The sequence below is a fragment of the Arthrobacter sp. G119Y2 genome (assembly GCF_038069765.1).
Classification (GTDB): domain Bacteria; phylum Actinomycetota; class Actinomycetes; order Actinomycetales; family Micrococcaceae; genus Arthrobacter_B.
Map to the genome: position 1 here is coordinate 453,226 of NZ_JBBPFS010000001.1, position 25,638 is coordinate 478,863.

The following is a 25,638-nucleotide window of genomic DNA, read 5'->3' on the forward strand; positions in this document are numbered from 1 at the left end:
GGGATGGCTGCGGCCAAGCGACGAGGAGAGACCCATGTCAGGTGCAAGCGGAAGCGGCGAGGAGTTCCAAACCGGGCGGACAAACCGTGCAGAGGGGCGCACAATTCTCTGGGCCCAGGTTCCTCCGGGCCAGCCCAATTTCAACGGACCGGCGATCCTCATCGTTGAGGTAGCCAAGGATCCCAACGATCCGGACGATTATGAGGACGGCGGTTCGTTCATACCGTCGAACTCCTTCGACGGCATCGTGGGCAAGGGCTGGAGCGGAGGCAGCGCCAGTAACTTCGGCGGGACTCCTGGAGGAACGGGCGTGATCGGCAGGGGAGGCCGCAACCAGGGCACCGGTGTGTTCGGACTGGGCGGCGGGACACCGGAACCCGGAAACGGCGGAGCAGGCGGCATCGGCGTTCACGGTTTGGGCGGACCGCAAGCCGACTACTTCGCGGATTATTCGACGCCGCCCGGTGCCGGGTTGGTGGGGCAGGGTGGCCGACAGTCAGAACTCGACAATCGGCTAAGGCTCCCTCATGCGGCCGGTGTTATTGGCATCGGCGGAGGAACCGGGCACAATAAGGACCTTTTGCCGGCCCATCAGCTCTCGGACACCGGGGGCGTCGGTGTCTACGGGCAGGGGGCCGGACTCAGCGTGGCTATGGTCCCTCCGCAGGATGAAGCCGGGACGGTTCCGGGCCCGAACGTCGCGAGCGGCCCCCGGGCAGCCGGAGCCGGAGTGCTCGGCCGGGGTGGCGAGTCGACCGAGCCCAGGGAAAGAAGCGCCTCCGGCGTCGTCGGGCTTGCCGGAGGTGTCCCCATCCCCTCCAGCAATCAAACTCTGGGATTCGGAGTGGTGGGGCACGGACCGGTTGGTGTGCACGGCCGCGGCCTGGCCGGGCCCGGTGTCGAAGGCACCTCGGCAGGAGACCGTGGCGGAACTTTTCAGTCTGATCATGCTGCCCAGGTACAGCTTGTGCCCGGTTTTTCCCGGGGGACGTTTCCTCCTCCCACAACGGTGACGCCCACGGCGCTCCCCACCGGACGGGAGGGAGTCGTCCAGTTACCCAAAGACGGCCGGGGCGGGGACCTGATGGTCCTTTCGGACGAGGAACGCAGTTGCACCCTGTGGTTCTGTGTTGAGGGGGTGAATTCCGGGCCGGCGAAATGGGCACAGGTACTGACGGGTCCGGTTTTCGACGGGGTCGCCTGAGGGCTTAATAGCCCGAAAGCTCACACCGCCGGTGACGCAGTTACCCGGCTGGGAGCCATGCCGTAACGCTGCCGGAAGGCGCGCCCGAACGACCCGGGATCCAGGAACCCTGAAGCCAGGCATGCGCTCTGCACTCCAGCCCCCTGTTCCAGCAGTCCTCGCGCATGCTCCAGCCGCACGCGGCGGATCTCGGCAGCCGGCGACGTCCCGGCCTCGGCAAAGACTGCCTGCACCGCACGGAGGGAAAGGTGCGCTCCGGAGGCGAGCTCCGCCGTCGTGAAGTCCGGGTCTGTGAACCTGGCCTCGATGGTGCGCCGCATGGATTCGAGCAGTTCGGCACGCACCTGCTCAGCAGGCGCCCGGTGCGATGGTCCGCGCCTGCGCAGGTCGCGCACCATCACTGTCTGACTCCGCGGCAACGGGTTGAAGCTCAGGAGCGTGCTGCGTTCGGATCCCACGCTGCGGGTAGTCCACTGCACCGGGCGCGCGTCCCCTGCGCGGGTTACGAACCATTCCATCGCAGGGGCGGAGCCGGCAGATCCGACAATCGGGCACTCGTGCCCCGGGTACGGGGAACCGTCCGGGCGGCGGCAGTGCAGAAGGTCGTGGCTCGGACCGCCAACGACGTCGTCGTCTCCCCGGTAGCCCAGGAACCGAACTGCGGCCTTGTTCGCGAGAGAGACCAGACCCTGGTTATCAATGACCCACAGGGGGACCGGTGCTTCACGGATGACCTGTATCAGCAGATCCATTTTTAATCCTTTCCTGCGCTTTCCATCGGCCCCCGGTCTAACACCTTACGAACGGCGGAAGGCGGAGCAGTTGCCGGTTTGTTTCGCGCAGGTAAAGAGTGAACTGCCTGCGTTTTTTGCAGGTATCCCTTCGCAAAAAGCCTGTTTCCGGCGCTCATCCGCCTCCTACGTTGTTGTTGCGGCAAGTGCCGGCAGAACTACTCAGGAGGAAACAGAAATGACTAACTGGAACGCGAAACGAGATCAGGCCACGAGCAGCGTGCGCAGCGCCGTCGCCCGTTCGGATTCCTCCTGGGCTGACCTCGCCGAGCAGCTTGACCGCCCGCTTCTGTGGACCATTGCAGCCTTGCTCGGTTCCCACCCCGTTCCGGCTGAACTCGCCGAGAAAGCCGGAGAGCTTCTGGATCTGGATGAGGAAACCGTGCTGGCCCTGCAGGAGCAGCCGTACAGGATCATGGGCGATGAGCTGAAGGCAGATCCGACGATTTACCGGTTCTACGAACTGCTGGCCGTGTATGGGCCGGCACTGAAGGAGGCCATCCACGAGGAGTTCGGCGACGGCATCATGAGCGCAATTAACTGCAACGTGGAGCTGACCCGCCGTGAGGATCCCGAGGGTGACCGCGTGCGGGTCATCATTGACGGCAAGTTCCTGAAGTACCAGTGGTAGGGGGCCGGCGATGAGTTATGTAATTCCGAAGGACTTTGCAGTCCGTATGATCGACGCCGGCCAGGCCAAAGTTGCGCTGTCCACGCGCGACACCCTGATCCGCAGCTACATGGCAGGTGCCATCCTGGCGCTGGCCGCGGCCTTTGCCGTCACGATCAGCGCCCAGACCGGTTCGCCGCTGCTCGGCGCCGTCCTGTTCCCCGTCGGCTTCTGCATGCTGTACCTGCTCGGGTTTGATTTGCTGACCGGCGTGTTCACCTTGGTGCCGCTGGCCTGGCTGGACAAGCGCCCGGGTGTCACCTGGCGCTCGATGCTCCGCAACTGGGGGCTGGTGTTCGTCGGCAACTTCGCCGGCGCGCTGACCACCGCACTGCTGATGGCCATTGTCTGGACGTACGGCTTCTCCGCCGAGGTGAGCGAAGTCGGAAAGGCGATCGGGCACCTCGGTGAAGGACGCACCGTGGGCTACGCCGAGCACGGCGCAGCCGGCATGCTCACCCTCTTTGTCCGCGGCATCCTCTGCAATTGGATGGTGTCCACCGGTGTCGTCGGCGCGATGATGAGCGACAGCCTGCCCGGCAAGGTGATCGCCATGTGGATGCCGATCATGCTCTTTTTCTACATGGGTTTTGAGCACTCCGTGGTCAACATGTTCCTGTTCCCGATTGGCCTGATGCTCGGCGGTGAGTTCACCCTGATGGACTACTTGATCTGGAACGAGATTCCGACCGTGCTCGGCAACCTGGTGGGCGGCCTGACGTTCGTTGGGCTGATGATCTACGGAACGCACGCCCGGACGGCGCCCGGGCGGCAGTTCGCGGCAAAGGTGAAGGTCTAGCTTCCGGTAACGACGACGTCGGGCCGTTTGCTTCCGAAGGGCCCGACGCCGCGTTTGTTAAGACGGGCGTGCTGCCTGCGGCAAGATATAAGGATGCCACTTGACCACCTGCTCACAAGCCTCAGTGCACTTCCTGGTTCAGAACCGCGAGACGCGTATCTGCGGTTCCTCAACACAGCCGGCGATGCCGCTCTCTACAGGAATGGCGGCCCGGAGCATGTCACGGGGTCATGCTTCGTCTTTTCGCCTGGATTTGATCGTGTTCTCCTGTGTTTCCACGGCAAGGGGCAGTTCTGGGTGCAGTTCGGCGGTCACGTTGAGTCGGCGGACGCGTCGGTGGCAGATGCCGCACAGAGGGAGGCCCGCGAGGAGTCCGGAATTGGCGATCTTGTCCTGCTTAGCCCCGCGATCATGGATCTTGACCGGCACGATCTGCACGCGGGATTCTCGTGCGCCGCTCATTGGGATGTCGGGTTCGCCGCTGTTGTTGCGCCGTCTGTCGTCACGTCCGTGAGCGATGAAAGCGAGGATGTCCGTTGGTTTCCGATCAACGAATTGCCGGCTCAAGTGCCACCAAGCTTCCGCGCGCGCTTGGAAAAAGTCCGGCACGCGGCCATGGCGCTGACTGGCGCTCACTAATCAGCAAACCACCGGCGGGTTGAGTCATGGTGTGTCCTTTCCGAGCTGCTGCAGGAGTGATCCGAAGAAAGCCGGCATCGGCCGAGCACTTCGAAAAGAGACAGGAGAGCGGCGGTTTGACTGACTCCTGTGCGCCGCTTGGGAGAGAATGATCCAGCGATTCAGCATTTACTTTCGACAGGAGCAAACGGTGGATGACGAGATCCAGTTGATTAATGACGGCGATGGCCTGGCAGTCATTGGTGACCCAGGCGCCGTCGACCGTTTCCTGTCCTCCGAAGGCCTGGAGTCGAAGGATCTGGGGCTTCGCAAACTCGGCCCCACCCTCGGTAAAGCAGCCGGTGTAGCCGAAATGGGTTCGCAGATCGCTGCCAACTCCGGGCGCTGGGTGAAGCTGACCGAGGAATCCGCGCAAGCCATAAAGAAATTCGGCCTGATGAAGAACTCTCAAACGGGGCTCAGCATGGGTGTCGTGCAGGCCAAGGGGCAGGGCGGAGGCATCAAAGCAATCGTTCAGTTCAGCAGCGGGAATGCATCCAAGCTGGCCAACCCCGCACTTCTGGCTGGCGCAGCGGGCATCATGGCGCAGGCAGCGATGCAGCAGAGCATGGATGAGATCACCGACTACCTCGCCGCTATTGACGAGAAGGTTGACGACATTCTGCGCGCCCAGAAGGATGCAGTGCTGGCGGACATGCTGGGGGTGGATTTTGTCATCGAGGAGGCACTGACCGTCCGCGCGGAAGTGGGCCGGGTGTCCGACGTGACATGGTCGAAAGTGCAGGCGACGTCAGGCACGATCGGCCGGACGCAGGCGTATGCGCTGCGTCAGCTTGAAGCCTTGGCGGAAAAGCTCGAAGAAAAAGCAGGGGTCGGGGACCTCGCCAAGGCAACAAAGAATGCCGAGGAAAAGGTGCGGGAGTGGCTTGCGGTCCTCGCGCGTTGCTTCCAGCTCCAGGACGCCCTGAACATCCTTGAGCTGGATCGTGTTCTTGATTCCACGCCGGAGGACCTTGACCAGCACCGCCGCGGTTTAAAGACCGCCCGACGGCACCGGACCGAACTCATAGCCCGGAGCACAGGGCGGCTGATGGCCCGGCTGGATGCCGCTGCTGGAACGGCAAACGCAAAGGTCTTGCTGAACCCCACATCGTCCCGCGCCGTCGTGAAGTCCAGTAACCACGCCGCTGCCGGCATTGCTGACTTCCAGGGGGTGCTTGGCATCGATACCGGGCGGGAGGCGTTGGAAGCCAGGCTGTGGCTGGAGGCAGCGGAAGACGTCAAAGACCGAGTTGTCGGTGCGGGGGCCGACGGCGTGGATGCGGCGAAACGGCTCAGCATGGAAGGTGTGGACGCCGCTAAACGGATGGGGACCGGCACCATGGGCAAGGCGAAATCGGTATCTGGGAAGGTGGCCTCCCGGCTCGCCGAGCGGTCAACCCGCTGGCGGCGCGACGCCGATTAGCGCCAAACGGGCGGATTAGTGCTCCGTGCCCAACCGACGACGGCGTCGAGCGATCCCCGCACCCCATGCTCCCGGAGCGCGTGCGACGCCGGATTGCCCGGCCGGTGTCCGCTGCCACCGGCCGGGACTTCCCGAGCGCGGAGGGCAATGGTCTGCTGGATAAGGAACTGCAGAGGATCTTTGAAGGGAGCAACCCCATGCGCGGAGTAGTCATTCATGCCCCCGGTGACATCCGGGTGGAGGACCGCGGAGACCCGCGGATCATTGAACCAACCGACGCCGTCATCCAGCTCGCCGCAACCTGCATCTGCGGCTCCGATCTCTGGCCATACCGCGGCATCGAAGATGTTCCGGCCGTTGCGCCGATGGGCCATGAATACGTAGGCACCGTGACAGAGGTTGGCAGCGAGGTCCGCACGGTGAAACCCGGAGACTTCGTCGTCGGATCCTTCTGGGCCTCCGACAACACCTGCGAGATTTGCCGGGCCGGTTTCCAAAGCCGCTGCGTCCAGGCGCAGCCGATGGGCGCTATCGGCACCCAGGCGCAGTTCGCCCGCATCCCGCTTGCCGACGGCACCCTGGTTGCTACGCCCGGCCAGCCCGACGCCGACCTGCTGCCATCGCTGATGGCCGCCTCCGATGTGCTCGGCACCGGCTGGTTCGGTGCCGTGGCCGCCTCCGCCGGTCCCGGCAAGACCGTGGCGGTGGTGGGCGACGGTGCCGTCGGGCTCCTTGCCGTCCTGGCCGCCCGCCAGCTCGGCGCCGAGCGGGTTATAGCCATGAGCCGGCACCCCGAGCGGCAGGAACTGGCCCGCCGCTTCGGCGCCACCGACATTGTTGCCGAACGCGGCGACGACGGCGTGGCCGTCATCAAGGACATGACGCACGGGCTCGGAGCACACTCAGTAGTGGAGGCAGTGGGGACACAGGAATCGATGATGCAGGCGGTCCGCTCCACCCGGCCAGGCGGGCACATGGGATTCGTGGGCGTATCCCACGATGTGGCGCTGCCCGGGCTGGAATTGTTCTTCGCCGAGATCAACATGCTTGGCGGGCCGGCACCTGTCCGCCGGTTCCTGCCCGAACTGATCGACCTGATCTGGAACCGGACCATCGATCCCGGCCAGGTCTTCGACCTCACACTTCCCCTCGAGGACGCCGCGGAAGGATACCGGGCCATGGACGAACGCCGGGCGGTGAAGGTACTGCTGACTCCCTAAATCATGCTCAGTGCCGTCCAGCCGGGGCCGTCGCCTCTATTGCGCGGCGGACATCTGCTGGACACTGAAGACATAGGCCCCGGGACCGCGGAAAGGCATTCCGATGAGACTTCCTTCTCCTGCCCGGCGGGCTTTCTCCGCAGTTCTCACCGTCTGCATTCTGCTTCTGGCCACGGGGTCAGGTGCCTTCGCCTCATCCCCGGTTTCCAGCCCACAGACCGCGCCCTTTGCCGTGGTGAACGACGGCACCGGTCCGCAGTTCTACAGCGGACTGAACATCGATGTCCAGGATGACGTTTCCGGGGACGTGTACGCCTCCGGGCAGAGCGTCACCATCAGCGGAAATGTCACGGGGGATGTGATCGCGGCAGCCCAAACGATCACCATTACCGGCAACGTCGACGGAAACGTGCGGCTCGCCGGGCAGGACGTGAACATAAGCGGTGACGTTGCGCGCAGCGGAACGATCTTCGCCGCAACCCTCACCATCACCGATGCCGGGTCATTCGGGGAGGATCTGGTGGGTGCCGCGGGTGACATCGCCATCAATGGTGCGGTCGGCCGTGATGTCGAGGTTGGCGTTGGGAACCTCACCATCAGCGGGACGGTCGGGGGCAACCTCACGTACAACTCCGACGAGGAGGCAAACATCTCCGCGGATGCTGTCAGCGGCACCGTGGAGCGCATCGCCCCGGAGCCTGAGCAGGAGCCCTCGGCGGGGGAGAAGTTCGTTGGGTGGCTGCTCGGGTTGCTGTATGCGCTGGTTGCGCTGAGCCTTATCACGGTGCTCGCGGGCTGGCTCTTCCCCCGTTTGCTGCACCGGGTGACCGACCGGCTCCTGCCTCGGCCGTGGCGGGCGCTGCTGGTAGGATTCGTGGCATCAATCGCCGTTCCGTTTGTGGTGCTGCTCCTTCTGGCCACAGTCATCGGGGCGCCCCTGGGGCTGTCAGTCCTGTTGGTCTGGATCACGCTGACGCTCGCCACCTTCGTCTTCGGCGCCTATTTCATTGGACGGCTGATCTTCCGCGGCAACCAGCACCCAGTGATCAAAGCGCTGGTCGGGGGTCTGATCCTCATTGTCGCGCTGCACATTCCGTGGTTGAACATCGTCGTATGGCTGGCCATGGTGTTCCTTGGACTGGGTGCCCAGCTGCTGGCAATCTACGACCGTCGTCCCTGGCGCCGCGTACCGCCAGCTTCCGACGTCTCCGGCGTCTCCGGCGTCTCCGGCGTCGAGCAGCGGAGGGGCGAGGGCGGGGGCCTTCCCTCAGTCTCCGACCCGTAGTGAAGACGAGCTGGCCGCTCTGTGAAGATTTACCCAGTGGTTGTATCGCTTCACCGTCGATGAGTTGCACGCACTCATTCCGGGTTACGAGGTTCATCCGGAAGCGCCGGGGCGTCCTCCGGGTCATCATCTCCGCTGATCCAGTGTGCAAAGCGCGAACCGGGATCCCCGCCGATGATCAGGAAGCGGGCAAAGAGAGTGAGCGGCACAGCCAGCAGCGAGCCGACCGCTCCCAGCAGGGTTGTCCAGAGGACCACCGAGGCGAAGGTCAGCGTGACGCTTAGCCGAACTGTTTCCCCCACGAACCGGGGCTGGACCAGCACTTGGAGAGTGACGTTGACGATGCAGTATATGGCCAGCACCAGCAGCCCCAGCCCCCAGCCGCCAACCGCGACAGCGAGCACGACGGGAGGCACCACGCCGAGGACGAAACCGATATTGGGGATGTAGTTGGTAACGAACGCGAGCACCGCCCAGACGAATGGACCGGGTACACCGAGCAGCCAGAGGGCGAGTCCGTCAATCACCGCGACGATCAGCCCGAAGATCGAGTTGACGAGGAAGTACCGGTTGGTTCCGGCGGTGAACCGTTGGAAAGCGTGCAGTCGCCGGCTGCTCGCCTCCGCGAGCTCCTTCGGGGGGTTCTGCCACCGTGCAGCATCCATCCCGAGAAACATCGCGTAGGCGACGACAAAAAAGACGGCCGTGCCCAGACCCAACAGTTGCGTGCCGGCGTTGAAAACGGTCGTCAGGAGGGTTGACGGCTGGATTGCCCCGGCAACCTCGTCCATCGACACGGTGCTGAATCCGAGGCTTTGGAAAAACGAATCAAGTGTCTCCGCGCTCTCTTCCAGCTGGCCTGCATAGGTGGCCAGAATGCTCCCGAATTGCCCCAGAGCCAGAAGGACCAGCACTGCCAGAACCACCAGGATTCCCCACGCGATTGCCACGACGACGAGCGTGCCTACCCAGCTTGGGGTGCCGCGCCGATCCAACGGTCTTCGTGCGGGCAGAGCGATAATGATGAGCGCAGCGGCCAGCACCAGCGGCGCCAGGATCGATCGGCCTGCCCATACCGTCCAGCAGGCACCACCCGCAGCCGCCAGAGTCAGCAGAATCCGTGTTGGCCTTGCAAGTCCGGGTGTCCCGGGCGGCTCACGATCACTCATGGGGCCTCACAGTTATCAGGGAACGACGACGCTAAAGTCCAGGTTCCGCTGCTTCTTCCCGGCGGCCCCTACCACCACAGGTTGGCGCACAGGGCAATCTCCGTCTAGAGGGGAGTCTTGCAATGCGGCGTCTCAGAGGCGGGAATTCTTCATTCCGTCAGAAAGCGGGCAGGCAACGCGGCCGAAGCCTGAAGCTGCTGGCGGCGTGACGCCTATTAGCGCAGCGAGTTCCACATTGCTGGCTCCCTATCCCTCCGCAAAAGTCATGCTTGACACAACAGCTCATCAATGGAATCGTCTCGTGCATCCACTGTAAACGTTTACAACACTCGAAGGAGAGCGTTGGCTCGGGTCACTATCACTCAGGTTGCGGCACACGCGGGCGTTTCTGTCGCGTCTGCTTCACGGGCGCTCAACGGGCTCATAGCGAGCCCCCAGACGGTTGCGAAAGTGCAACACGCAGCCGAGGAACTCGGTTACGTAGCTGATGCGACGGCACAGTCCTTGAAGCGGGGCCGAACAAACCAACTCGCCTACGCCGTTGCCGACATCGGCAACCCGGTCTACGTCGAGATGATGACCGCGGTGGAACGGGTCGTCTCGGCATCCGGCTACCGGCTGGTGCTGTCCTCGATGGGTACGTTGTCCTCCTCGGTCGACGTGGTGCGTGACCTGAGCCGGGGATATGTCGACGGCATGATTCTGTCGCCGCTTCGCGTCACGGATGAGCTCCTTGCAGTGCTGGCGAAGACGCCGGTGCCGGTCGTCGTACTGGGACATTTGCCGGACAACCGGAGCATTGACAACGTGCGTGCGGATTCGCGCACAGCCATGCGTCTTGTCGTTGACCATCTCGTTGCCGAGGGCCGACGTGATGTCACTTTTGTGAACGGACCCAGCGACACCACCCCTGGTGCTTTCCGGCGCGACGGATTCGCCGCGGCGGTCGCTGCGCACCCGAAAATTCTGGCGCGGAGCGTCGAGGCTGAGGACTTCACCATCGCAGCCGGCTACGCCGCGGCCCGCCTAGTGCTGTCCGATGAATCACGTCCCGATGCCATCGTCGCGGCCAACGATCTGATCGGGATCGGCGTCATTCGGGCCGCCGAAGATTTTGGGCTGTCCATTCCCGGCGACATCGCCGTCACCGGTATTGATAACACGGAGCTCGCCGGAGTCGTCCGGCCGGGCCTCACGAGCGTGGACCTTGGCGCAGAAGAGCGCGGCCGTGCCGCAGCGGAGCTGCTGCTCCAACGCATCATGGACGCTGAACGTCCCGCGCACACCATTGCCGTTGCGCCCTCGCTGGTTGTTCGCGGATCATCCCTTGCACGCAGGCCGGACCCCGCCTCATCTCCTATGCGTGAACACACTGAACACACCGATCTCAATGAGGAGAGGGAAGCCGGATGAGTACCGCAGCCACAAGCACTCCACGCGAGGTGAAGGAGGCACCGCGTCCCGTGAGACGGGTCGGCCACCGCGTTCGCGCCCAGCGGCGAGAAGCCATCACCCTGGTGATCCCCGCGCTCCTGCCGATTATCATCTTTTCCGTTATCCCGCTTGTCAGCGGAGTTGCACTCGGCTTTACCGACGCCACGCTGAAGCGGAATGCAGAGATCAACTTCATCGGTTTTGGAAACTTTATTGAACTCTTCGGCGACCACCGTTTCTGGGGATCTTTCGGCATCGGCATTGTCTGGGCCGGATCAGTCGCACTTCTCACCCTCGTATGTGCCATGGGACTGGCACTGTTGCTCAACAGTGATTTGCGGCTGAAGGGCCTGACCCGGGTGCTTGCCTTAATCCCCTGGGCGATGCCGCCCGTGGTAATTGCGATTGTGTGGCGGATGATCTACAACCCCAATTCAGGTCCGCTCAACGGCATGCTCGAAGTGTTCGGTATTCCGGGCATCAACTGGCTCGGGGACTTTTCCACCGCTCTGCCCGCCGTCATTGTGGTGGGAGTCTGGGCGGGAATTCCGCAGACCACTGTCCTGCTGCTGGCCGGCATGCAGTCCATCTCCGCGGAACAGCATGAGGCAGCTGCAGTCGACGGTGCCGGCGCGTTCCGCCGGTTCTGGCACATCACTCTCCCGGCCCTTCGCCCGGTTGTTTTCGCAGTGACAGCTCTGGACTTCATCTGGCAGTTCAACTCCTTTGGCCTCATCTATGTCCTCACTGAAGGCGGCCCCGGCGGGCGGACGATGATACCGCCGCTGTTCACCTACTTGGAGGCCTTCCGCAACCGCGAAATCGGATACGCCTCGGCAATGGGTGACGTGCTCGTCATCGCGATCCTGCTGGTTCTGTCTCTGTACCTTGTCAACCAGTTCCGTCAGACAAAGGGAGCACGTTCATGATCTCCAGGCGTCCCTGGTACGCGACGGCGCTCATGTACGTCGCGCTCACCGCATTTCTCTTGTTCCTCGGGTTCCCGCTGCTGTGGCTGCTGTCGGCGTCGTTCAAATCCTCAGGAGAGCTGAACTCGCTCGCCGTCAACCTGCTGCCGGCCACATGGGACTTCAGCAACTACGGTTCCGCTCTCGAGCGCCAGAACCTTCTGACCGCCGCCGGCAACTCGGTGCTGGTATCCCTCGCAACGATGGTGATCACCGTACTGCTGTCGATGCCGATGGCATACGCCCTCGCCCGCCTCAAGGGACGGCTTCGCGCCGCCGGTACGGTGTGGATACTGACCAGCCAGGTATTCCCCTCGATTCTCATCATCATCCCGTTGTTTCTGGTGCTGCGCACGATCAATCTCAACGACACCCTGCTTGGACTGACCCTCGTGTACGTCACCTTCACCCTGCCGTTCACCCTGTGGATGCTGCAGGGTTACGTCTCCGCTATTCCCGCGGAGCTGGAGGAGGCCGGTGAAATGGACGGCGCTTCGCGCATCACGATTCTGCGGAGGATCATCCTTCCGCTGCTCGCACCGGGGCTGGTGGCAACGGCCATGTTTACCTTTGTCTCAGCCTGGAATGAGTTCTTCCTCGCCCTCGTCCTGCTGCAGAGCCCAGAGCTCTACACACTTCCCATCGCCCTGCGTTCATTCCTGGGCGCGGAAGGGCAGACCCAGCTGGGTCCGCTGGCAGCAGGGGCCATTCTCGCGACCATTCCGTCGCTCATCATCTTCACCATCCTGCAGAAGAAGCTGACCGGCGGAATGCTCGCCGGAGCAGTCAAAGGCTGACCCTGCCCACTAAGAAAGATCGACCACAACAGAACAAGAAAGCGAGCATTATGAAGAGAATACGAGGCATTGGCGCCGTCGCGTTCGCGGGCGTGACCATCCTCGCCCTGAGCGGTTGCCAGCAGGGCAGTGCCAGCAATGAATCGGAGAACGCCGACGGCGGCCCCGTGACCCTCCAGTTCCAGTCGCTGTCCGACCAGCCAACCACCCAGGCTGCCGTGAAATCCATCGTCGATCAGTGGAACACGGAGAACGAAGACGTTCAGGTAAAGATTGTCCAAGCCGGATGGGATGGGACATTCGACAAACTCATCACCCAATTCACCGGCGGAACGGCACCGGACATCATCCACTATGAGGCGAGTTCCATTGCCTCCTTCGCGGCGGACGGCTACCTCGCTGACCTGACCGACCACATCGACGAGGACTTGAAGTCGGACATCTCCGAAGGGATCTGGGACTCTGTCACACAGGACGGAGAAATCATCGCCTATCCGTCCACTTTGCAGTCCTACATGGTGTTCGCCAACGCTGATCTACTCAAAGCTGCCGGGATGGAAATTCCCAGCGGCGACACCATGACGTGGGAGGAGCTGCAGACGATTGCCCAGGCAACAACCACCGGTGGCAATTACGGCATCGGATGGGGTCTTGGGTCGCCCACGGCGACGATGATGAGCCTCTCGCTCGGTTTCGACGGTGGCTTCTTTGACGGAGAGGGCACCGACGCGTCGATCGACGTCGGCGACTCCGAGCTGGCGGTGCCCGAACTTATTCATGAAATGGCCTACACCGACAAATCGATCGAACCCACGTCACTGACACAATCCGGGTCGGACGTGCTGGCCTCGTTCTACGGAGGCAAGGTCGCAATGACCGTGCAGGGATCCTTCCAGGCGACGAACATTGCCAACGACGCCCCCGAAGGATTCAACTGGGTGGCGCTGCCTCCGCTCGAAGGTTCAGCCGGCGCCATCCAGGCAGCAAATCCGCAGACCTACTCGGTGAACGTCGATTCCGAGTACGTGGAGGAGTCGGCTGATTTCCTCAACTTCTTCATGAGTGCCGAGAATCTGGCCTCGATCGCCTACGCCGACGCACTCATCCCGTCATCCAGCTCTGCCAGGACCGAGGTGGAAACACTGGCCGCGGACAACCCCGCCTGGGCCCAGGTGCTGGCATCGGGCGAAGGGCTGCAGGGACCGCCGTTCCTCAAGGTCGAAAAGTACACGGAGTGGAAGGACACCATCGCCACCCCGGCCTTCCAGCAGTACCTGGCTGATCAGATCACCAGCGACGAGCTCGCTAACCAACTTTCCACCGGCTGGACTGACATCGCCGGCTGATGACGCGCGGGGGTGAGCCGCCGGCTCGCCCCCGCCGTCGTCGTTTTCGGAGGTAAACAAGGAGTGAGAATGAACGTGTTGCAGAACAAAGTAGCCGGAGTACTGACAGGGGCCGCCGTGGGAGACGCCTTGGGCGGTGCGACGGAGGGCTGGACCCCCGAGCAAATCGAAGAGCGCCACGGCGGCCGGGTCGAGGGCATCGTGGGGCCCTTCCTCGCCGATTGGAAAACTGCGCGGCCGATTGCGCCCTACCACAAGGGTGACGGACATGTGACCGACGATACGCTCATGACCCATGCTCTCGTGGAGGTCTACACCAAGCAGCGCCGGCATCTTGACGCCTACGACGTCGCCAGCGATCTGGTGCCGCTGATGATCGGTGAACGGCGCTGGGTCCCAGAACTCGAGGACCATGCCCTGATCCTGCAGCGCGTCTTCCTCGCCGAAAAGTGGATCGTCGCGAAACTGCATTACGGCCATGCCGACCCGCGGGAAGCGGGTGTGGGAAACATCGTCAACTGCGGAGCCTCCATGTACATGGCGCCGGTCGGACTCGTGCACATCGGCGACCCACAGGGTGCCTATGCCGAGGCTATCGACATTGCCGGAGCTCACCAGTCGTCCTACGGACGTGAGGCCGCAGGCGTATTCGCGGCCGCAGTGGCAGCATCCGCTGCTCCCGGCGCAACCGTCGCCGACGTACGGCAGGCCGTGCTGGATGTCGCCCACGACGGGACCGCCGCAGCCATCCGTGCCGTTTTTGACGCCGTCGATGCTTTCCTTGCCGACGGCGGATCGGATGACCCGCGGGATATCGCCCGGGTTGTGCGCGCCGCTGTTGCGCCGTATGACACGGTGGGGGAGCAGTACCGCGCCCCGGCGATGGATGCCCGCCTGCCGTCGCGCACCAAGTCGATCGAAGAGCTGCCTGCGGCGCTCGGGTTCGTCATCGCCCGCAACGGAGACCTTCGCTCGTCGGTGCTCGACGCCGTCAACTACGGTCGCGACGCCGACTCGATCGCCACGATGGCCGGTGCCATCTGCGGTGGTCTCCACGGCATTGAAGCAGTGCCCACGGACTGGGTCACTGATGTTACGGCCGCCAGCCGCCTCGATCTGGATTCCGTGGTGGCTGCGATGACGGAAGTGGTGAGTGATATCGCCCGGGCGGACGCAGATCGTGCCACACAACGAGCCGCGGCCCTGGAATCGCTGCTCGACCCGGTATACGCGAAGTGAGGCTGACATGGTCCCAGCCGGAGGACTTGGTCGCCGCCGAGCTGGCAGCTCTCCGAGAGCAGGGGGTCGCCGAAGCCGAAATTGCGCCGATTGAGCGCCGGTGGGCGGAAGCCGGCGGCTCGACGCAACTCGCTCCATCAGGGGCGAGCGCTGAACCCGCAAGCCAAGAGATCCGTGCCCTCGCACGCACGGTGCTCGACGAGCTGCAGACCCTGCAGACGCCGAGCGCCGGGGAACCGGACGAGTGGGAGGACATCGTCGCCCTGCTCCCGCCGGCCGCTCCAGGTATAAGGACATCCCTGAACTTCGAACGGATGCACGGGGCATGGCTTGGCCGGGCGGCGGGATGCCTGCTCGGCAAGCCCGTAGAGAAGATTCCCCGCGAGGGCATCGAGCAGATAGCCCGGGCAACCGGTAACTGGCCGATCCGGTCCTACTTCACTGCGGTGGGGCTCCCACGGGAGATAGCGGAGCGCTGGCCCTGGAACCGCCGCTCCGCGCCCACCTCGCTGGTCGAGAACATCGACGGGATGCCCGAGGACGACGATCTGAATTTCCCCATCCTCACCCTCGAGCTGATGGAGACACACGGCCGCAATCTCTCCACAGAGCACTTTGCAGAAGCCTGGCTGGCGGCACTGCCGGCGGGCAGGGTCTTCACCGCTGAACGAGCGGCGTACCGGAACATTCTCGATGCCCGCACCGTTCCGGATACGGCGCGGCACCACAACCCGTTCCGAGAATGGATCGGCGCGCTCATTCGGGCCGACGTGCATGGCTGGGCTCATCCCGGGGATGTGCGCGCGGCTGCCGCATCGGGCTGGACCGATGCGCGGTTAAGCCACACCCGCAACGGCATCTACGGTGAGATGTGGGCTGCTGCTATGTGCTCAGCGTCCCTCACCGCGACCTCTGCCGATGCTGTGCTGGACGCCGCAGACACGGTCGTACCGCCGGATTCACGTCTGGCTGCCGCCGTACGTCTCGGCCGGCAGACAGGTACGGCCCTCGCTGAAGGATCGCTGACCTCTGCCGCGGCACTCGACGTGCTCCATGCGGAGTTCGACGGTATGCATTGGGTTCATACTCTCAACAACGCGGCGCTCACAGCATGCGCCATCCAGGCCTACGGCGGGGACTTCGGTGCCGCCATCGCGCTCGGAGTCTCGGGTGGATGGGACACTGACTCGATCGGCGCGACCATTGGATCCATCGTCGGCGGGCTTCTGGGCGCTGACGGAATTGGGGAGGCCTGGACCGATCCGCTCAAGGACTCCGTCGCGACCTCTCTCCCGGGCGGCGCCGAGCGGTCCATCCGTGAACTCGCAGAACGCACCTTCCGGTTGTCGGAGGGAACATCATGAGCGGCGGTTTCAACCCCATGCAGCCCCGTGAACTCGATCTACCCACCCGGGTGCCGCTCGAGCTGAATCTGATGAGCGGGGAAGCGGCAGCCGCGCTTGATGACGCCAAGATTTTTGCGGCGCCTGCCGACCCCGATGACCTTGCCCAGTGGCGCGCCCAGCTCAATGTGTGGCGGGATGGTGCGCGAAAGCGCCATGGCGAGCCCACCCGGTACGACGACGACGCCTCCGCCTGGGCAAGCAGATGCTTTACCGTGGCGCAGGTCTGGTTGTGGGACGAGCTGTTCTTCGATTTTGAGGCGCAGCGTTTCACGCCCGAGCGCTTCCTCGCTGACGCGCACGAGCGTTTCGGCGGGCTTGACGGCGTCGTACTGTGGCACGCCTATCCGGTCATCGGTATTGACGACCGCAACCAGTGGGACTTCTACGATGTCCCGGGTCTTGCAGAAGTTGCAGCGACGTTGCGCGCTGCCGGAGTCGCAGTGTTCCTGGACTACAACCCCTGGGATACGGGGACCCGCCGGGCAGGCGACGATACAGATGAGCTCGCGGCGGCAGTGCGCCGCCTCGGTGCGGACGGAGTATTCCTCGACACGCTGAAGAAGGCAGATCCCGGACTGGTCACTGCGCTGGATGAGGCGCGTCCCGGCATCGGCCTCGAAGGCGAATCGAAGCTCGCAACCGAGCGGATCGCTGACCATACGTTGTCCTGGGCACAGTGGTTCGCCGACTCCGAGATGCCCGGTGTCCTCCGCGCACGGTGGTTTGAGCGGCGGCATATGCAGCACCACATTCGCCGCTGGCACCGAGACCATGCTGAAGAGCTGCGCTCGGCCTGGCTCAACGGTGTTGGAGTCATGGTGTGGGAGGTGGTTTTTGGAGCCTGGGTCGGCTGGAATGACCGGGATGCCGCGACGCTCCGCCGCATGCTTCCCGTCCAGCGCGGATTCCACCGTTGGCTCGTCGAGGGGGAGTGGACACCGCTCTCGGTAGCCGACGGCCCGGTGATGGGATCGGCTTTCGAACTCGACGGTGTCACGTTGCTGCTCCTGGTGAACACCTCGAATGTGGATGCCCAATACCGTATGCCCGGCAGCGGCTGGCGGCCGCTGCACGCCGGTGACACAGCGAGCACGGTCACCGTGCCGGCCGGCGGAATAGCCGCTGCGGCGCGCATTGGTGCCGGTGCCGACGCACCCGATGAGCTCGACGTCGTCCATGCCGCTCTCGCCGGGCAAACCGCTCAGTCTGATACGTCCTTTCGGCACCGCCCGGTACGCCGCATGAGCGCGCCTGACTGGAACGGCCCCGTTGCTCCGGCATCCAGCCGGGCTATCCCCACCGTCACTGTCGCGGCCGGCGAATACACCCTGACCGTGTGGTTCCGGATGCGTGAGACGGGCATGTATGACGGAGCGCCCTACGTGGACGAGTGGAAGCCGCTGCCTCCCCGCCTCCACGACCAGCGCACGCTGGACCGGAATGTTGTCCTCCCGCGGCCGGTTTCAGTTGCCGCCGCAGAGGTGAGCGAAGCCGAGTACGCCCGTTTCCTCGACGCGATCGGAGAGCATACGGATGCCCGTGACCCGGAGCGTCCCGCGACGAAGGTGACGTTCTCCCGGGCCCGCGAATACGCGGCCTGGGCCGGCGGCCGGCTCCCCACCGAGGACGAATGGCAGCTTGCAGCAGCCCGCCCCGGTTTTCTGCGCAGAACGCCGGAAGTGTGGAACTGGACGGAGTCCGAACATTCGGACGGCCGCACCCGCTTTGTCATGCTCAAGGGCGGCAGCGCACACCGGTGTGAGGGCTCGGACTGGTACTTCGACGGCGGTGTGAAGTCGCCGGAGTTCAGCGCCAAGCTGCTTTTGCCCGGACTCGGCCAGGATGCTTCCAGCTCTGTCGGGTTCCGTATCTGCACCGAGCAGCACAATGACCAGGCGCTTGAAGAGGAGGGAACCGCATGAGCCCGCTCAACGGTCTTCGCGTCGTGGATGCTTCGACGCTCTTTGCCGGCCCAATGGCAGCAATGCATTTGGGTGACATGGGCGCCGACGTCGTCAAGGTCGAACATCCAAACCGGCCGGATCCTGCGCGGGGTCACGGGCCGAGCAAGGATGGACAGAACCTCTGGTGGAAGACCCTCGGCCGCAATAAGCGCACTGTAGCCATCGACCTGCATACGGCAGGCGGGCGCGACGCGTTTATCCGCCTTGCCCGTACCGCGGATGTTGTCATCGAAAACTTCCGTCCCGGGACGCTGGAACGCTGGGGGCTGGACTATGCCGCGTTGTCCGCGGAGAACCCCGGGCTTGTTCTTGCCCGTGTTACCGGATTCGGGCAAATCGGACCTTATAAGAACCGGCCGGGGTTCGGCACCCTCGCCGAAGCGATGAGCGGCTTCGCATCATCCACCGGCGAGCCGGACGGGCCACCGACACTTCCGCCGTTCGGCCTCGCGGACGGCGTCGCATCACTGGCAACCGCCTACGCGATCATGGTCGCGCTGCACTCGCGTGACAAGGACGGCAAAGGCCAGGAAGTCGACGTGGCCATCATCGAGCCGATCCTTGCCATGCTTGGCCCGCAGATCACGCGCTGGGATCAGTTGGGCACCGTGCAGCCGCGCACCGGCAACCGCTCCGTCAACAATGCGCCCCGCAATGCGTACCGCACAGCCGACGGTTCCTGGGTGGCGGTGTCCACGAGTGCGCAGTCCATTGCTGAGCGCGTGGTCGCGCTGGTCGGGCGCCCCGAGCTTGCTGATGAGGAATGGTTTGCCAGCGGAGCAACCCGTGCCGAGCACGCCGACCTCCTCGATGATGCTGTTGGGGCATGGATCGTCCGGCACTCGCGGGAGGAGGTTATTGCCGCGTTCGAGGCTGCGGAAGCCGCGGTGGCACCGATCTATGACCCTTCGGACATTGTTGCCGATCCCCAGTTCAATGCACTCGGTACCATCCACCGTATTAAGGACGCAGACCTCGGCGACATGGCCATGCAGGGACCGCTGTTTCGGATGTCCAGAGATGAAGCGAAGATCGCGTTCACTGGGCGGGCGCATGGTGCGGACACGGATGCCGTGCTGACCGAGCTGGGGTACTCGCCCGACGAGTTGGCGGTGCTGTACGGCGACGGAAGCATCCGATGAGCCGGCCAATCGTGGTAGCGCTATACGCACCCGCTGACCGGCCCGAGCGCTTCGAGAAGGCGCTGCGGGCCGGGGCGGATGCGGTCATTGTTGATCTCGAAGACGCCGTCACCGCATCGCGCAAGGCGGATGCCCGTGCGGCGCTGACAGACTTCGCCGCCGCATGGGAGGCTTGCGGTGAGGGCGCCCCCGCCGTGCAGGTCCGGCTGAACGCGGCCGGATCCTCGGCTCATGACGCCGACGTCACAGCGGTCGCCGCGCTTCCCGCTGCCTTCGGGGTGCGGTTGCCCAAGACGCAGTCAGCTGCCGACGTTGAGGCTCTTCGGGCCGCACTGCCCGGGCGTCAGGTGCATGCACTTCTGGAATCCGCTCTATCTATTGAGCGTGCCTTTGAGATCGCCTCCTCGGGAGTATCCACCATTGCCACTGGAGAAGCTGACCTCCGGGCTGAACTGGGGGTTCCCGCCGGGCCCGGCGGGGAAGCGGGTCTGGCCTGGTCACGCAGCCGCATCGTCAATGCGGCCGCGGCTGCCGGCCTGCCCGCCCCGCTGATGGCGGTTTACGCCGATGTCGTGGACGTTGAGGGTTTGGAGGCCAGCTGCCGCGCCGGCCGCGCCCTGGGCTTTTCTGGACGAACCGCCGTGCACCCGCGGCAGCTGGACATCATCCGCCGTGTTTTTACTCCTGATGCCTCGGAGGTGGCCCGGGCACAGAGCATTGTCGACCAAGTGAGCGCCGGGGCAGTCGACGGCACCGGAGCGTTCGTGCTGGAAGACGGCACCTTCATTGACGTGGCAATGGTGCGGGCCGCCGAGCGGGTCATCGCCCTCGGCGGCGCGGAGCCGCGTCCCGGAGGTTGATGATGGTATGCGCGGGGCGCCGCGCTGGCGCTGTGGACGGTGATGTTGTGCGCGGTGCTGGTGCTGCTTGGCGTGGGCGATCCTTCGTTGATCGCTCTGGGCGCGCTAGCTGGTGTCGGGTTTGGTGCGTCGGCGGTGCGAAGTGCCTACCGGGTCCAGCCCGACTGGACAGCTCATCCCCTTGACACCCCGTTCGGCCCGACGCCGAGCGCGCAGGCCGGCTCAATGGTCCGCAGCGTGGACACGACTTTGCTGGCGCTAGTTCCGCTGCTGCTCGGACCTTTCCTGGGGTACGTGCCCAGGGTTCTGCTGCTTGCGCCGGCTGGGTTTTCGGCGGTGTGTGTTCTTGTGATGATGTATACGTGGGTGAAATAGTACCTCGCATGAAGGACCCTCGGTCGTCAACTTCAACACTGCTGAAACCCGATCGTCCCAAAAGGTACCCCGGCCTATTTCGTGCTCTACCATTGGTCCAATGACGAAAAGGTCACCGGACCAAATAAATATAAGACGGAAGAAACACCATGAAGAATCTGTCTAGGACTCCTCCTGTAGATATCAGGCGACAACTGCGTCAAGAGGTTGGCTTCGGCTGTCCGGTTGAGGGATGTGGCAATCCGTACCTTGAGTACCATCATTTCAATCCATCTTGGGCCACAAAACAACATCACAATCCGGAGGGAATGGTCGCGCTATGCCATGAACACCATGCCAAGGCTGACGCTTGGACCATCGAACAGACGACGGCCCTAAAGAAGCCGAACTTATCTAGAATCGAGGTGACGGGCCGTATAGAGTGGCTGCGCCAAGACATTCTGGCAATCGTGGGCGGAAACTACTACTACGAGACAGAGAATATTCTTGTCTTGAACGATCAAAACAGCATTTGGTTTGAGCGGGATGAAGATAACCACCTGCTCCTGAACGTATTTATAAATCTGCCCGGCGAGCAACCAAAGACGATCCTCCAGAACAATGACTGGATCGTCTTGGGTAACCCCGACGACGTAGACAGCCCACCCAACGGCTCCTTGCTCGAAGTAAAGTATCCTGATGGCGACTATATTCGCCTGAAATTTAAAAATTACGTCTCGCCAGAATCACTGTTCAATCAATACACGGACTTATCGCGGTTTTCTGGTGAACTCACATTTCCTCTAATTACTGCCGAACTCACGATGAAGATTGGTGCCGCTGGGATCGAACTCGGCACGTCGAAGACCACACTTCCCGGAAACATAACCTTCACTGGCAACTTTGTCAGCGGCCCCGGGACCGCCTTCTCGATCGAGCTACCTTCCAATGGGACTCAGGCAATACAGAGCATTCTACAAAAAAACGATCACCTGCTGAGTCAGGAATACGGACACCCCGTGTCTTGACGTGACCCCGACCACATGGCACTCTGGATGATATACGATTTCGTACTTGATCCAGGAGAGACATGTCCCCGAGCAATGAAGCCACCACGGACACGCTGAAGCAGGCCGGCAAGGTTATCGCCGTCCACATCAACTACCCCTCGCGGGCAGCAGAACGCGGACGCACCCCGGAGCAGCCCTCCTACTTCCTCAAGCCCGGCACCTCGCTGGCCCTGTCCGGCGGCACCGTCGAGCGCCCGGCCGGCTGCGAACTGCTCGGCTTCGAAGGCGAAATCGCCCTCATCATTGGCAAGACCGCCCGCCGCGTCAGCATCGAGGACGCCTGGGGACACGTCGGGGGAGTGACTGCCAGCAACGATCTGGGCGTGTACGACCTGCGCTGGGCCGACAAGGGCTCCAACCTGCGCTCCAAGGGCGGCGACGGGTTCACCCCCGTAGGCCCGGCCATCCTGGACGCCACCGACGTCGACCCCGCAGCCCTGCGCATCCGCACCTGGGTCAACGGCGAACCGGCACAGGAGGACACCACCGCGGACCTGCTCTTCCCGTTCGCTCAGCTGGTTGCAGACCTCAGCCAGCTGCTCACCCTGGAACCCGGCGACATCATCCTTACCGGAACCCCGGCCGGCGCCTCCGTTGCCGTCCCCGGCGACGTGATGGAAATCGAAGTCGACGTCCCCGCCACGGGCGTTACCACCGGCCGCCTCACCACCACGGTCAGCGAGGGCACGACGGCGCTGGCCGCCTTCGGAGCGCAGCCCAAGATCGACGACAAGCAGCGCGAAGAAGCCTGGGGCTCCGCCGAAAAGGCCGGCCTCAAGGCCGAAGAAGAGCAGAAAACCCTTACCCCCGAGCTGAAGGCCAAGCTGGAGTCCGTGGCCACCGCCACCCTGTCCTCGCAGATGCGCGCCCGCGGCCTGAACAACGTCTCCATCGACGGACTCAGCGGCACCAAGACCGGCCGCAAGGTTGTCGGCACCGCGCGCACCCTGCGCTTTGTCCCGAACCGCGAGGACCTCTTCAAGTCCCACGGCGGCGGTTACAACGCACAGAAGCGCGCCATCGACTCCGTCCGCGACGGAGAAGTCCTGGTCATGGAAGCCCGCGGCGAAAAGGGCACCGGCACTTTGGGCGACATCCTCGCCCTGCGCGCCAAGCACAACGGCGCCGCAGCCATCATCACCGACGGCGGCGTCCGCGACTACTCCACCGTGGCCGGCATCGACCTGCCCGTCTACTGCGCCAACCCGCACCCCGCGGTCCTTGGCCGCAGGCACGTCCCCTGGGACACCGACATCACCATTGCCTGCGGAGGCGCCACCATCCAGCCCGGCGACATTATTGTGGCCGACGACGACGGCATCCTGGTTATCCCGCCGGCCATCGCCGAGGAGCTGGTGGAAGCCTGCATTAAGCAGGAGCACCAGGAAGAGTTCATCGCCGAAATGGTCAAGGCCGGCCACGGCGTCGACGGCCTCTACCCGATGAACGCCGCCTGGAAGGAAAAGTACGAGGCCTGGGCGGCGGAACAGGCATGACCGGCACCGGCACGGACACCGGCTCCAAGTCGGAGCAGGCGTACGTCCAGCTCAAGCGGCGGATCCTCGGCGGTGAAATGAGTTCCGGGTACCGGCTGGTTCTCAGCAGCATCGCCAACGATCTGGGTTTCAGCGTGGTGCCGGTGCGGGAAGCCATCCGCCGGCTTGAAGCCGAAGGCCTGGTGCACTTTGAACGCAACGTCGGGGCGACCGTGGCCGGCATTGACCCGGACCTGTACCTGCACACCATGCAGACGCTGAGCATCATCGAAGGCGCGGCCACCGCCCTGGCAGCGCCTGCGGTCAACGGTGAGGAACTGGCTAAGGCGCGTGTGCTGAACGAGCAGATGCGCGAGGTGCTGCAGGATTTCGATCCGGTCCGCTTCACCCAGCTGAACACCGAGTTCCACGCCCTGCTTTACGCCCGCTGTCCCAACCCGCACATCCTGGACCTGGTCCACCGCGGCTGGTTCCGGCTCAGCAGCATGCGCACCTCCACCTTCCGGTATGTGCCCGGCCGGGCACATGAGTCGGTGGCGGAACACGACGCGCTGCTGGACCTGATCGAATCCGGCGCCCCGGCGCCCGACGTCGAACACGCCGCCCGCGCGCACCGCACCAACACCCTGAATGCATTCCTGGCCCAGAACAACCAGCCCCCGTCCCCGATCTAGAGACTCCCCGTTCTAGAGACTCCCCGTTCTCAAGACTCCGGTCCACAGACTTCCCCTTCAGAACCTCCCGATAAGACGAAAGAGAAAAACCAATGTCACAGCACTTCGTCCCCGAGGACCTTCCCTCGCACATCCAGCACTTCATCAACGGCAAGTTTGTCGACTCGGTCAACGGCGCAACCTTTGACGTCCTGGATCCGGTCACCAACAATACCTACGCCACCGCCGCCGCGGGCCAGAAGGAAGACATCGACGCCGCCGTCGCTGCCGCCCGCGACGCCTTCGTCAACGGACCCTGGCCGAAGATGAAGCCGCGCGAACGGGCCCGCATCCTCAACAAGATTGCCGACGCCGTGGAAGCCCAGGAAGAACGCCTGGCCGAAATGGAAACCTTCGACACCGGCCTGCCCATCACCCAGGCCAAGGGCCAGGCCCTGCGCGCTGCCGAGAACTTCCGCTTCTTCGCGGACCTGATCGTGGCCCAGTTCGACGACGCCATGAAGGTCCCCGGCTCCCAGATCAACTACGTGAACCGCAAGCCCATCGGCGTTGCCGGGCTCATCACGCCGTGGAACACCCCGTTCATGCTCGAATCCTGGAAGCTCGCCCCGGCCCTGGCCACCGGCAACACCGTGGTGCTCAAGCCGGCCGAGTTCACCCCGCTCTCCGCCTCCCTCTGGGCGGACATCTTCACCGAAGCCGGCGTTCCCGCCGGTGTGTTCAACCTGGTCAACGGCCTGGGCGAGGAAGCCGGCGACGCCCTGGTGAAGCACCCGGACGTGCCGCTGATCTCCTTCACCGGTGAAACCACCACCGGCAAGACGATCTTCCGCAACGCCGCGGAGAACCTCAAGGGCATGTCCATGGAGCTCGGCGGCAAGAGCCCCTGCGTCATCTTCGCGGATGCTGACCTAAACGCCGCCATCGACTCGGCCCTCTTCGGCGTCTTCTCCCTCAACGGCGAACGCTGCACCGCGGGCTCGCGCATCCTGGTGGAACGCCCGGTCTACGACGAGTTCTGCGAGCGGTTTGCCGCCCGCGCCAAGACCATCGTCGTCGGCGACCCGCATGACCCCAAGACCCAGGTGGGCGCCCTGGTGCACCCCGAGCACTTCAAGAAGGTTGCCTCCTACGTGGAGATCGGCAAGACCGAAGGACGCCTGCTCGCCGGCGGCGGACGCCCCGAAGGCCTGGAGGAGGGCAACTACATTGCGCCCACCGTCTTCGCCGACGTCGCCCCGGACGCCCGGATCTTCCAGGAGGAAATCTTCGGCCCCGTCGTCGCCATCACCCCGTTCGACACCGAGGACGAGGCGCTGGAACTGGCCAACAACACCAAGTACGGCCTGGCCGCCTACATCTGGACGCAGGACCTGACCCGGGCGCACAACTTCGCGCAGAACACCGAGGCCGGCATGGTGTGGCTGAACAGCCACAACGTCCGCGACCTGCGCACCCCCTTCGGCGGCGTGAAGTCCTCCGGCCTGGGCCACGAGGGCGGCTACCGCTCCATCGACTTCTACACCGACCAGCAGGCCGTGCACATCACCCTGGGCAAGGTCCACACCCCCAAGTTCGGGACCGACGACGCCGCCAAGGTTGACGGCTAGGCACTCTCCGCCTGCCCGCGTCCCCGACATCTTTAC

At 63.9% G+C, this 25,638-nt stretch carries 23 protein-coding genes; 21 read left to right on the top strand and 2 right to left on the bottom strand.

Annotated features, from left to right (window positions below):
• Positions 1 to 34: 34 nt before the first annotated feature.
• On the top strand, positions 35 to 1,204 hold the full coding sequence (locus WKB88_RS02195) for a hypothetical protein (protein WP_341392902.1): 1,170 nt from the start codon (positions 35 to 37) through the stop codon (positions 1,202 to 1,204).
• A 20-nt stretch (positions 1,205 to 1,224) separates the two neighbouring features.
• Here the strand turns inward: WKB88_RS02195 and WKB88_RS02200 are convergent, their stop codons facing one another.
• Positions 1,225 to 1,956, bottom strand: coding sequence for a helix-turn-helix domain-containing protein (locus WKB88_RS02200; protein ID WP_341392903.1), 732 nt, complete (start codon positions 1,954 to 1,956; stop codon positions 1,225 to 1,227).
• A 217-nt stretch (positions 1,957 to 2,173) separates the two neighbouring features.
• Here WKB88_RS02200 and cynS point away from each other — a divergent pair, with 217 nt between their 5' ends.
• From cynS to WKB88_RS02230, 6 genes are all read left to right on the top strand, one after another.
• On the top strand, positions 2,174 to 2,626 hold the full coding sequence (gene cynS / locus WKB88_RS02205; protein ID WP_341392904.1) for a cyanase: 453 nt from the start codon (positions 2,174 to 2,176) through the stop codon (positions 2,624 to 2,626).
• 10 nt (positions 2,627 to 2,636) lie between these two features.
• A complete protein-coding gene (locus WKB88_RS02210) occupies positions 2,637 to 3,464 on the top strand; it encodes a formate/nitrite transporter family protein (RefSeq protein WP_341392905.1) in 828 nt (275 codons plus the stop codon).
• Between the two features lie 93 nt (positions 3,465 to 3,557).
• On the top strand, positions 3,558 to 4,103 hold the full coding sequence (locus WKB88_RS02215; RefSeq protein ID WP_341392906.1) for an NUDIX hydrolase: 546 nt from the start codon (positions 3,558 to 3,560) through the stop codon (positions 4,101 to 4,103).
• 190 nt (positions 4,104 to 4,293) lie between these two features.
• Positions 4,294 to 5,568: a hypothetical protein gene (locus WKB88_RS02220; protein WP_341392907.1), complete on the top strand. Its 1,275-nt coding sequence runs from the start codon at positions 4,294 to 4,296 to the stop codon at positions 5,566 to 5,568.
• A gap of 197 nt (positions 5,569 to 5,765) precedes the next feature.
• Entirely contained in the window at positions 5,766 to 6,788 is a 1,023-nt protein-coding gene (locus WKB88_RS02225; protein ID WP_341392908.1) for a zinc-dependent alcohol dehydrogenase family protein, read from the top strand.
• Positions 6,789 to 6,891: 103 nt separating this feature from the next.
• On the top strand, positions 6,892 to 8,073 hold the full coding sequence (locus tag WKB88_RS02230) for a hypothetical protein (RefSeq protein ID WP_341392909.1): 1,182 nt from the start codon (positions 6,892 to 6,894) through the stop codon (positions 8,071 to 8,073).
• A 74-nt stretch (positions 8,074 to 8,147) separates the two neighbouring features.
• Here the strand turns inward: WKB88_RS02230 and WKB88_RS02235 are convergent, their stop codons facing one another.
• Entirely contained in the window at positions 8,148 to 9,242 is a 1,095-nt protein-coding gene (locus WKB88_RS02235; RefSeq protein ID WP_341392910.1) for an AI-2E family transporter, read from the bottom strand.
• A 288-nt stretch (positions 9,243 to 9,530) separates the two neighbouring features.
• Between WKB88_RS02235 and WKB88_RS02240 the strand changes: the two genes are divergently transcribed.
• The 14 genes from WKB88_RS02240 to hpaE all read left to right on the top strand — a co-directional run bounded on the left by WKB88_RS02240 (position 9,531) and on the right by hpaE (position 25,602).
• Entirely contained in the window at positions 9,531 to 10,655 is a 1,125-nt protein-coding gene (locus WKB88_RS02240; protein WP_341392911.1) for a LacI family DNA-binding transcriptional regulator, read from the top strand.
• Positions 10,652 to 11,605 (top strand): carbohydrate ABC transporter permease, encoded by a 954-nt coding sequence (locus WKB88_RS02245; RefSeq protein ID WP_341392912.1) that lies wholly within the window; start codon positions 10,652 to 10,654, stop codon positions 11,603 to 11,605. Before WKB88_RS02240 ends, WKB88_RS02245 begins: the two co-directional genes overlap by 4 nt.
• Positions 11,602 to 12,441, top strand: coding sequence for a carbohydrate ABC transporter permease (locus WKB88_RS02250; protein WP_207375999.1), 840 nt, complete (start codon positions 11,602 to 11,604; stop codon positions 12,439 to 12,441). The genes WKB88_RS02245 and WKB88_RS02250 overlap by 4 nt, the downstream gene beginning before the upstream one ends.
• A gap of 50 nt (positions 12,442 to 12,491) precedes the next feature.
• Positions 12,492 to 13,787, top strand: a complete 1,296-nt coding sequence (locus WKB88_RS02255) for an ABC transporter substrate-binding protein (protein WP_341392913.1) — start codon at positions 12,492 to 12,494, stop codon at positions 13,785 to 13,787.
• Between the two features lie 69 nt (positions 13,788 to 13,856).
• Positions 13,857 to 15,026, top strand: a complete 1,170-nt coding sequence (locus tag WKB88_RS02260) for an ADP-ribosylglycohydrolase family protein (protein WP_341392914.1) — start codon at positions 13,857 to 13,859, stop codon at positions 15,024 to 15,026.
• Positions 15,023 to 16,390, top strand: a complete 1,368-nt coding sequence (locus WKB88_RS02265) for an ADP-ribosylglycohydrolase family protein (RefSeq protein ID WP_341392915.1) — start codon at positions 15,023 to 15,025, stop codon at positions 16,388 to 16,390. The genes WKB88_RS02260 and WKB88_RS02265 overlap by 4 nt, the downstream gene beginning before the upstream one ends.
• Positions 16,387 to 18,354 carry an SUMF1/EgtB/PvdO family nonheme iron enzyme gene (locus WKB88_RS02270; RefSeq protein ID WP_341392916.1) on the top strand — a complete coding sequence of 656 codons (1,968 nt, stop codon included), beginning with the start codon at positions 16,387 to 16,389 and terminating at the stop codon, positions 18,352 to 18,354. Before WKB88_RS02265 ends, WKB88_RS02270 begins: the two co-directional genes overlap by 4 nt.
• The gene (locus WKB88_RS02275) at positions 18,351 to 19,538 is read left to right on the top strand and encodes a CaiB/BaiF CoA transferase family protein (protein WP_341392917.1); all 1,188 of its coding nucleotides are present in this window, start codon (positions 18,351 to 18,353) and stop codon (positions 19,536 to 19,538) included. The genes WKB88_RS02270 and WKB88_RS02275 overlap by 4 nt, the downstream gene beginning before the upstream one ends.
• Complete coding sequence (locus tag WKB88_RS02280; protein WP_341392918.1) at positions 19,535 to 20,398, top strand: HpcH/HpaI aldolase/citrate lyase family protein; 864 nt, start codon at positions 19,535 to 19,537, stop codon at positions 20,396 to 20,398. Before WKB88_RS02275 ends, WKB88_RS02280 begins: the two co-directional genes overlap by 4 nt.
• Positions 20,399 to 20,452: 54 nt before the next feature.
• Positions 20,453 to 20,773 carry a hypothetical protein gene (locus WKB88_RS02285; protein ID WP_341392919.1) on the top strand — a complete coding sequence of 107 codons (321 nt, stop codon included), beginning with the start codon at positions 20,453 to 20,455 and terminating at the stop codon, positions 20,771 to 20,773.
• A 149-nt stretch (positions 20,774 to 20,922) separates the two neighbouring features.
• Positions 20,923 to 21,780: an HNH endonuclease signature motif containing protein gene (locus WKB88_RS02290; protein ID WP_341392920.1), complete on the top strand. Its 858-nt coding sequence runs from the start codon at positions 20,923 to 20,925 to the stop codon at positions 21,778 to 21,780.
• Between the two features lie 62 nt (positions 21,781 to 21,842).
• On the top strand, positions 21,843 to 23,318 hold the full coding sequence (locus WKB88_RS02295; protein WP_341392921.1) for a fumarylacetoacetate hydrolase family protein: 1,476 nt from the start codon (positions 21,843 to 21,845) through the stop codon (positions 23,316 to 23,318).
• On the top strand, positions 23,315 to 23,992 hold the full coding sequence (locus tag WKB88_RS02300; protein ID WP_341392922.1) for a GntR family transcriptional regulator: 678 nt from the start codon (positions 23,315 to 23,317) through the stop codon (positions 23,990 to 23,992). The genes WKB88_RS02295 and WKB88_RS02300 overlap by 4 nt, the downstream gene beginning before the upstream one ends.
• Positions 23,993 to 24,084: 92 nt before the next feature.
• Positions 24,085 to 25,602: a 5-carboxymethyl-2-hydroxymuconate semialdehyde dehydrogenase gene (hpaE, locus tag WKB88_RS02305; protein WP_341392923.1), complete on the top strand. Its 1,518-nt coding sequence runs from the start codon at positions 24,085 to 24,087 to the stop codon at positions 25,600 to 25,602.
• Positions 25,603 to 25,638 lie beyond the last annotated feature (36 nt).